This window comes from Atribacteraceae bacterium (assembly GCA_035477455.1).
GTDB lineage: Bacteria > Atribacterota > Atribacteria > Atribacterales > Atribacteraceae > DATIKP01.
On the sequence record DATIKP010000154.1, the window covers coordinates 1 to 8,921 of the forward strand.

The 8,921-nt window shown below is 54.6% G+C and carries 9 protein-coding genes; 1 reads left to right on the plus strand and 8 read right to left on the minus strand.

Annotation, left to right across the window (positions count from 1 at the left end; translation table 11 throughout):
* Positions 1–225 precede the first annotated feature (225 nt).
* Positions 226–1,422 carry an MFS transporter gene (locus VLH40_08995; protein ID HSV32138.1) on the plus strand — a complete coding sequence of 399 codons (1,197 nt, stop codon included), beginning with the start codon at positions 226–228 and terminating at the stop codon, positions 1,420–1,422.
* Positions 1,423–1,431: 9 nt separating this feature from the next.
* Here VLH40_08995 and VLH40_09000 read toward each other — a convergent pair whose 3' ends face one another.
* The 8 genes from VLH40_09000 to rsxC form a co-directional block, all read right to left on the minus strand.
* Positions 1,432–1,950 (minus strand): ECF transporter S component, encoded by a 519-nt coding sequence (locus VLH40_09000; GenBank protein HSV32139.1) that lies wholly within the window; start codon positions 1,948–1,950, stop codon positions 1,432–1,434.
* Positions 1,951–1,952: 2 nt separating this feature from the next.
* The gene (locus tag VLH40_09005) at positions 1,953–3,470 is read right to left on the minus strand and encodes an FGGY-family carbohydrate kinase (protein HSV32140.1); all 1,518 of its coding nucleotides are present in this window, start codon (positions 3,468–3,470) and stop codon (positions 1,953–1,955) included.
* Between the two features lie 187 nt (positions 3,471–3,657).
* Positions 3,658–4,554: an RnfABCDGE type electron transport complex subunit B gene (locus VLH40_09010; protein ID HSV32141.1), complete on the minus strand. Its 897-nt coding sequence runs from the start codon at positions 4,552–4,554 to the stop codon at positions 3,658–3,660.
* Positions 4,555–4,558: 4 nt separating this feature from the next.
* Positions 4,559–5,149 (minus strand): RnfABCDGE type electron transport complex subunit A, encoded by a 591-nt coding sequence (locus tag VLH40_09015; GenBank protein ID HSV32142.1) that lies wholly within the window; start codon positions 5,147–5,149, stop codon positions 4,559–4,561.
* Entirely contained in the window at positions 5,146–5,745 is a 600-nt protein-coding gene (locus VLH40_09020; GenBank protein ID HSV32143.1) for an electron transport complex subunit E, read from the minus strand. Before VLH40_09020 ends, VLH40_09015 begins: the two co-directional genes overlap by 4 nt.
* Complete coding sequence (locus VLH40_09025) at positions 5,742–6,308, minus strand: RnfABCDGE type electron transport complex subunit G (protein ID HSV32144.1); 567 nt, start codon at positions 6,306–6,308, stop codon at positions 5,742–5,744. The genes VLH40_09020 and VLH40_09025 overlap by 4 nt, the downstream gene beginning before the upstream one ends.
* The gene (locus VLH40_09030; protein ID HSV32145.1) at positions 6,305–7,303 is read right to left on the minus strand and encodes an RnfABCDGE type electron transport complex subunit D; all 999 of its coding nucleotides are present in this window, start codon (positions 7,301–7,303) and stop codon (positions 6,305–6,307) included. Before VLH40_09030 ends, VLH40_09025 begins: the two co-directional genes overlap by 4 nt.
* 1 nt (position 7,304) lies before the next feature.
* A complete protein-coding gene (gene rsxC / locus VLH40_09035; GenBank protein ID HSV32146.1) occupies positions 7,305–8,633 on the minus strand; it encodes an electron transport complex subunit RsxC in 1,329 nt (442 codons plus the stop codon).
* Between the last annotated feature and the right edge of the window lie 288 nt (positions 8,634–8,921).

Genomic DNA, 8,921 nt, shown 5'->3' on the forward strand with positions numbered 1-8,921 from the left:
ATCGTATTGGTGCTACACTTCGTAAATTGACCGATATCTATGCTGTGGAGGGGATGGAAAATGAAACTCGCCTTGGTCGTTGGTCACTTGACCGCTGATTATTATGTCGTATTTTTGGCTCCCCTGAGTCTCTGTTTTATCCCACGGTACTTTAACACTGGCTACCGTCGTCTTCCCGTTCCGGTTCCGCTGATATTTCGGTTTTAATCCAGCCATCGTCTGATCATGAAACCGGCATTCCCCGGATTCCGTTTTCCGTTCCAACCACCCTTTCTCATATTGGCCTCCGTCGCTTTCGTCTCCCAACTCACCTTCGGCCTCACCTCGACCCTGTTCGCCCTGTATGCCCGCACTCTCGGATTGACTGTCCAGGAAACGGGCATCACCCTTTCGGCGCTGACCGCCGGCGCATTCCTGAGCGGCCCGTTATGGGGGAAAATCGCCGACCGTTGGGGAACCAGACGTTTCATTCTTGCAGCCAGTTGTATCGGACAGGGTCTTTTCTGCCTCTTGACACCCCTGACGGCCAATGTGCTGTGGCTCACGATCCTGCGGTTTTGCTACGGTTTCTTTCTCGTAGCTCAGGCCCCGGTGATCAATGACCTCCTGATCAACCACAAAAACCCAGCCGATCAGGCTCGGCAGGTCGGCACCCTGAATATTGCCCGGGGGGTGGCTTTTTCCCTGGGATGCTGGCTGAGCGGGTACTTCAATGAGGTCAATCCAGCGTTAAACTTCTTTCTGGCTTCAGCCGTTGCGTTCCTCGTTTCCGGAACACTGGTTTTTCTGGGCGGGATTGATCGGCTCCCGGCTACGTCATTCCCCGAAAAAAAAGACAAAAACTGGCTTTTCCGCAAAAAAACCCTGCTGTTCTTTTTACCTATCTTCTACCGTTCCTGCGCGGTGAGTGCTTTACTGTTTTTCCTGCCCCTGTTCTGGGAAAAGTCGGGAAACAATCCATCGTTCATCGGAATGGTGATCGGAATTTCCAATCTCGCGCAGCTCGCCTTCTTCCCCATTGTCGGCCGGGCGTGCTTCACCCGGGAAAAAACCCTGATGCGGATCATTCAAATCGGGCACATTCTGTCCCTTTTCCCTTTTCTCATCGCTCCCCTGTTTTCCCGGGGATGGGGGATTTTTCTCCCCCAAGCTTTTATGAGCATCAGCTGGGTCTATTTTTACCTGGGAACGACGATCGCTACCAGAAAAATCTCGGTCCCATCCCGGCAGGCGGAAGCCATGGGCTGGGTAGAGACTTTTCTCAACTTGGGTGGAACACTCGGTCCGGCAGCCTTCTCCCTGCTCCTTTTTTTCACCGGTAACAGCTTCCCGGCATCGTTTCTGCTCTTTTCCCTTCTGATAGCAGCGGCGATCCTGACCTCCCGCCTCAGTGAAAAATCGTTGGCCACTCCTGCCGGGTAAGAGCACCCTTCACCAACCGTTCCTGAGATACCTCACCCGGATCAACGCCTGCTCCAGAACTAGCGCGATCGCCCCACCAGCAAGTGCCGTAAGAAGTTGGGGGAACTGCATGACCCTGGCGACCGGTAGCGGGACATCCACTACCACCCGGACGGCAAAGGCCAGAATCAGGTATTTCACGACCGCGCCCGCGCCGACCCCGATAATACCGGTGGATAACGTTTTCCTTTTCAGCCTGATCATACTGAATACGCATACCAAGGCGGCGTTACCGATCATAATAAAAGGAATCAGAGGTCCCAGGGGGGCGGGAAGGATCCCGCGCAGGAAGGCGACCCAGGGTGTCAACAGGCCGATCACAATGCCACTGGTCATTCCGGTGGTCACGGCGGCAATCAGTAAAAATGCGTTGATCAAAGGCCCGGTAATAGGTGGCGGCAATCCCAGCATCTGAACAGCCAGAGTGAGGGCCAGAAGGACGGCGGTTTTGCTGACCCAGTGGATGGTCAGCGACGAGTTTGGCGGCATGATCATCCCTCTTTTCTTGATAGATAGCGGTTCCCGTTTTCAACGCGGTGAACGCTGATCTTCCGATTGATACGCTGAATATCCTCCCATAAATCCCGGTACAAGTCGTACCAAGATTCGAGAGCGTCCCGGACCGCAGGAAGCGGGGCATAGATCTCTTCTTCCTGGAAACTTTCTCGAAACGCCTCTTCGGCGTCCCGATATACACCGCACCCCAAACCGGCCAGTAAGGCCGCGCCCTTGGCGCTCCCCTCCTTGTCCCGGGGAACGATCAACTCGTAACCAAGCAGCGAGGATTTCAGCTGCATCCAGTATCGGTTACGGCTGGCTCCCCCGACATTGATAACCCGGTTGACCGGAATCCCGAGCGTTCCGATCACTTCTTCCCACAGATTACGGTATTCGAAACACAATCCGGTAACCAGACCCTGCAGTAGCTCGTTCCGCCCGGTCCTGCCTGCGAGATTGAGAAAAGCGCCCTTCGCACCAGCATAGTCGGCTCCCAACAGATAAGGAAAAAACAGAGGAAGATTACCACCGGTCACCGGAAGGGACAGGGCATTAAATACAGAGTACTCTTCTCCCAAGAGACGCACACCCCAGTCAATCGCATACCCGCCGGAATAGATACCATGCATGGCGTAAAACCGGGAAGAGAGCACATGGTGGCCCAAGCTGAATGGTCTTTTCAGACTCGTATATTCGATGAACGGCAGCGCTTCCAAGGCGACGGTGAGTGATTCGGTTGTCCCGGTGGAAACCAGAACCTGACCCTCTCGGATCACTCCGGCGGCCAAGGCGGCGCATAAATGATCGTGTCCTCCCGCTACCAACTTCATTGAGGCGGGTAATCCTGTCTGCCAGGCGATACCCTCTCGTAAGGAACCCAGGATCTGACCGGACGGCACCAGAGGAGCCATTTGTTTCTCTCTGGCCCCGGCCAGTTCCAATAGACCGGGATCCCAAGCCTGTTTCCGCTGGTCAAAAAGCATGGTCCGCGAGGCCAGCGAATAGTCAAAACTCAGTTCTCCTCCCAGGAAGTTCAGCAGGTATCCGGCCATTGAGGTCCAGATAGCGACGGCCTGAAAGTTTTCCAGTTCGGCTTCCCGGTGCCACCGGAGTTTATACAGGGAATAGATATGGTAGGGGGACAACCCGGTGTTGCGATACACTTCCGCCGGGGGCAGCCGGTCAGCGAGGCGGCTATACTGTTCACTGGTCCGCTTATCGAAAAAAGCGAGGCTACGCAAGGCCGGACGTCCCTCTTTTCCCAGGCCGACCAGCACTTCGGCAAAGCTGGAGACACTCAAGCCGACAACGGATGATTTAAGCGAAGAGTCAATCGCCTTTAGGGCAGTGACTACTAGGTCGGCGATTTCTTCCGGTTCATACGTTCCGCCGTACTGATCGGGATAAAATGGTGTCGGGAAGATTTTCTCCTCACGGACCACTCCCTGCCGGTTATAGAGCCGGAGTTTGCTGTTCGTCGTACCGATGTCGATGCCAATCAGATATTCCATGTTCACCTCTGAAAATACATTTAACTCCTCCCAGTTTTCTTGTAGCCTGCACCTCTCCTAACACCCCGCACCTCGGCAGGTCCTCCCGGATTCATCCACGGCACCGAATTCTCCCTCACCAACTACAACCGGCGTGAGCTTTACCAGGAGCCAATATTCTCTCTCCGGGAAGTACCGACTGTCTCTTTTACCTCATAGGCTCTTCTACCTCAACTGGTACGGCCGGCACAGGTACGGAGGAGGATGCTTCAGCGGGAACACTGTTCCTTATATTCCGGACGATACAGCCGGTAGGGCACTTGTCCACACACAGACCACATAGCGTACAGATCTTCCGGTCAATCCGGATTTTTCCATCCGGGAAGCTGATCGCCTTGACCGGGCACACTTTCACGCACAACTGGCATTTGATGCAGCCTTTCCGACAAACCGCTTTGACCGAGCGTGCCGTATCCGGGGAGGTACAGGCAACCACGACCAAGTCGCGGGCCGGGAGTAAAGTGAGAACGCTACGGGGACATTCCTTCACACATCTACCACACCCAGTACACCGGCTCCCGATAATGACTGGCAGACCGGTGGTTTCGTCCATCCGGATGGCCTCGAAGGGACAGATCCTCTGACAACTGCCAAGCCCCAGGCATCCGTAATGACAGGCTTTAAAGGAAACCCCGTACACAGTGGCCGCCCGGCAATCAGCGACTCCCCGATAGATCGCTTGAGTTGTGGCTACCTCGTTTCCTCCCTGGCAGATCAGAACTGCTTTCCGGGTTTCCCGGACCGAAACTTCCTTGCCGAGCACTCGTCCGATCTCTTGCCAGGTACGGGTACCGCCTACTGGACAGGAGTCGATCGGTGCATCGCCGCGGACGATCGCCTCAGCCAGGGCGCTGCAGCCGGGAAAGCCGCAGGCTCCACAATTTACCCCCGGTAAAACCGATTCGATTTTTTCAATGGCCGGGTCAAATTTAATCGCAAACTTTTTTGCAAACCAAGCCAGAAGCACGCCAAAGGCCATTCCTAAACCACCGACGACGATAACCGGAATCAGGATCGGTTGGATCGATGTCCAGGTCATGTTCATGCTCCTATCTCACCAGACCCCTAAAGCCGAGTAACGCCAGGGCCAGGAGACTCACAGTGATGAAGACCACCGGGTATCCCTGGAAAAATGCCGGGGTCCGGGTAAAACGAATCCGCTCACGAATTCCGGCCAGAAGGACCAGAGCCAATGTGAAGCCCAAAGCCACACTGATGCTGTAGACCACCACCTGGGCGGCGCTGTATTGATAGTCAACCCCCAGAAAGGTCACGGCCAGAATCGCGCAGTTCGTGGTGATTAGCGGAAGATAGATGCCCATAGCCTTATAGAGATTGGGCAGGCTCTTTCGCAGCATGATTTCCACCAGTTGCACCAGGGAGGCGATGACCAGGATAAAAACCATGATCCGCATGTATTCAAGTTCAAAGGGAACCAGAAGAAACCTCCATAACGTCCAGGTCACCAGCGAGGCCAGCACCATCACAAAGGTCACGGACATCCCCATGCCCAGACCATTGGAGACACTGGAGGACATGCCGATGAAAGGACACAATCCGATATACCGGGCCAGGACAATGTTATCCACAAAGACGGCACCGATAAAAATCTTGAGAATAGTTACCAAACCGTCGCTCATGTCCGTTTCCTCCGGGACAATGAATTCAACAGTGCAATATAAATGCCGATCACCAAAAAGGCACCGGGGGGAAGGATCATGAACAGCATGCTCTGGTAGTTCTGGGGCAAGATGTTCACCGAGAAGAGTTCACCGAACCCGAACAATTCCCGGACCACTCCGATGGCGGTGATGACCAGGGTGAAGCCAACTCCCATCCCCAGGGCGTCGGCGATCGCCCACACCGCTGGCTTTTTCGAAGCAAACGCCTCTGCCCGCCCCATGATGATACAATTGACTACAATCAAGGGGATAAAAATTCCCAGGGCTCGGGAGAGGGGTGGGAGATACGCCTTCATGACTAAATCCACGATGGTGACAAAAGTGGAAATGACGACTATAAAAATCGGAATCCGCACCTGAGGCGGAACCACCCTTCGGATAAGAGAAATGACGAAACTGGAACAGGTCAGGACAAAGAGTACCGCTCCACCCATCGCCAGACCGTTTTCCACCCGCACTGAAACCGCCAGTACCGGACAAAGCCCAATCATCAGGCGTAATATCGGGTTTTCTCCCAGGATTCCGTTCTTGAAATGGAAGAGAAACACCCTCACTCTTTCACCTCCTCGAAAAGCCGAACAGCCCCCAGACAAGCTTCCAGCACCGCCCGGGAAGAAACGGTCGCCCCGGTGACAGCCTGGATGTCCTGACCAAGGCGGAAGGGATCACCAACCGGCTTGGCGACAAACTGATCCAAGAAATCGGGCTCCGTGATCGCCGAACCAAGCCCCGGGGTTTCCTCATGCTCCATCACTTCCACACCGACAATTCGCTGATCCCGGCTGGATACGCCGACCATAATCGTGATCCGCCCAGCGAACCCCATCGTGGAAATACGGAAGATATAACCAAGCTGTTGTCCGTTCCCAACGGCCGCCAGGGTTTCCAAAATATGGACATTGTATTCCTCAGCTACCCTGGCGAGTACTTCCTCGGGAAGGCTCAAAATCTCAAATTCCTCTGCCTCAACAAAAACCCTTCTACGAGCCTGCAGGAGCTCCTCGCGAAGCCTTTGCGCGATTATATCCGCGGTCAACTCGTTAACGATCCCCAGGGACAGGGCCGCCAAGGCACAAGCCAAAGCCAGAATCAGCGCATTTCTCCAGAGGTTTTTCATCGGCTTTTCACCCCGAACCGGACCGGAATCATTTTATCGAGCAAAGGAACCAGGGCGTTCATCATCAAAATCCCAAAAGTCACCCCTTCCGGGTACGCTCCCAAGAGACGGATGATCGCGGTCAGCATCCCGGCGCCAAGGCCGAAAACAAGGCGGGCCCTTGGCGCCATCGGCGTGGTAACGTAATCAGTAGCCATGAAACAGGCTCCGATCACCACCCCGCCGCTGAGCAGGTGAAACAGGGGACTTTGCCTCCCCAGGAGGATGACGACGACCAGGCCCACCGCAAACCACAGGGGAATATCCCAATGAACTATTCCGCGCCAGAGCAAGTAACAAAATCCGATCAACAGGAAGAGCGCCGACACTTCACCGATGGAGCCGGGAACCTGTCCAAGGAAAAGCCGGGTGAGGATGGCCGGCTCGGCGGCCCTCAGAGCTGCGTAACCATGCAATTCGGCTAAATCCAGGACGGTTGCGGTGGTTACGACATCCATCCCGGCCGGAGGCTGGTTAATCCCCGAGGCCAGGTCGGGCAAGGAGAATGGAACCCGGGCAACCCAAGTATACATAGTCCTCGGCCAGGAGATCAGCAAAACCGCCCGGCCCACCAGGGCCGGATTAAAAATATTCTGACCCAATCCCCCAAAAATTTGTTTACCCAGGACGATGGCTATGGCCCCACCCGCCATCGCCAACCAGAAGGGAGAACCAGGGGGAAGAGAGAGACCAAGGAGCATTCCGGTAACCAGGGCGCTCCCGTCACCAAGACTTGAAGATTTTCTGAGCAACCGGCAAAGCAGATATTCAAAAGCAAGCGCCGCGGTGATGGACCAGAATACCGGGAGAAAAGCATTCCAAAAACCGAATGCGTAACCTGCCCAGGCTGCCGCTGGAAGAAGGGCAATAAAGACTTCCCCCATAATCCGGGGAACCTGCGCAGGGTTTTTGAGGTGCGGCGCAGGGCTGAAAACAAGCCGTGGTCGGTGCTCCATGTTATTGACTCCCCTTCCGGGATTTCCGGAGAATTTCGGCTTTAGCCTGTTTGATATGATGAGTCAGTGGAATACCCGATGGACATCCATAGGCACAAACGCCGCACTCGATGCAATCGAGGGCATAATGATTCCGGGCCTCATCGTAAGCCCGGAATTCGGAAAAACGGGCCAGAGCGCTGGGAACGAGGTTCATCGGGCAGGTACTGACGCATCTCCCGCAACGAATACAGGGAAATTCTTTTTTCTCGGTAATCTCGCTCATGAACAGGAAACCCGATGTCCCCTTGACGACCGGTACATCAAGTTGCACCTGGGCGATTCCGGTCATCGGGCCACCCATGATGATTTTCCGCGGCTCCGTCTTCAGACCACCGCAACCTTCCAAGATATCGATCAACCGCATACCCAGGGGAACCGAGAGATTGTCTGCCTGGCTTATGGCATCACCGGAGACCGTAATCACCCGATCGATCAGCGGAAGGCCTTCCCGGGCCATTCGTCCAACGGCTCGGGACGTCTGCACATTGGACACGACCACTCCCACATCAAAGGGTAGGCCGCCGGGGGGAACCCATCGCTTCAAAAGAGACAGTATCAGGTGTTTTTCCGACCCTTGCGGGTAACGGGTAGGGAGGGTAATCAATTCGGCGACTCCAGGATCCTTGTCAAGAAGTCGGCGAATCGAGCGCTCGCTTTCCGACTTGTTGTCTTCCAGGGCAATCACCAACCGTCCGGCCCCACAACACTGTTTCAGGATCCGGCCACCCAGCAGTATATTCTCCGGATCTTCAATCATCACTCGTTCATCGGCGGTCAAAAAGGGCTCACATTCCGCTCCATTAAGTATCAGGGTATCGATGGTCTTCCCCTCCGGGGGACTGACCTTGACGTGGGTGGGAAATGCGGCTCCTCCCAAGCCCACCAGACCACCTTCCCGTATCCACTCCCGGAGAAAACTCCGATCCAGCGCTTCGATCTCCCGGGTATCCAGAGGATCTCTTTTTTCCTCTTCTTCGGTATGGTCGTTCTCGATGACGATCGCTGGAAATTTCCCCTGGCACGGATGAGGCCAATCCTCGATCGCCAGGACTTTCCCGGCTACCGGTGCATGCAGGGGTGCGGAAATGTAGGCCTCCACATCGGCGATTTTTTGCCCTCGTTTGACCCGATCCCCTTTGACCACCAAAGGCACAAGAGGGGTTCCGGTATGCTGAAGAAGCAAAAGATAGAGCTTGTCAGGCAAGGGAAGCGACCGTATGGGCCGCAAACGAGTTGATTCCTTCCAGGAGGGAGGATGTATTCCTCCTCGAAATCGACCAGTTTTCACTCATCTTCCTCCAATCATGATCATCAAGACCGCCGTTGATATTGCAGGGGATACCCAGAAACCTGACCGGTCCACAGTCTTATATGTAACGCAATAAGTAATTGACCATAATAAATAAACTTGCTATCATTGGAACAGTACAAGAAACGAGTAAGGAGGGCTGTTCCAATGAAAAAATTACAAATTGATGATGTCGAAACATTTATTGCTGCAATTGAAGATGAAATATCTTACACCACAGAGGGCAGATATTACCATCGGCTCCATGTTGCGCTTCATGCGCTCAAA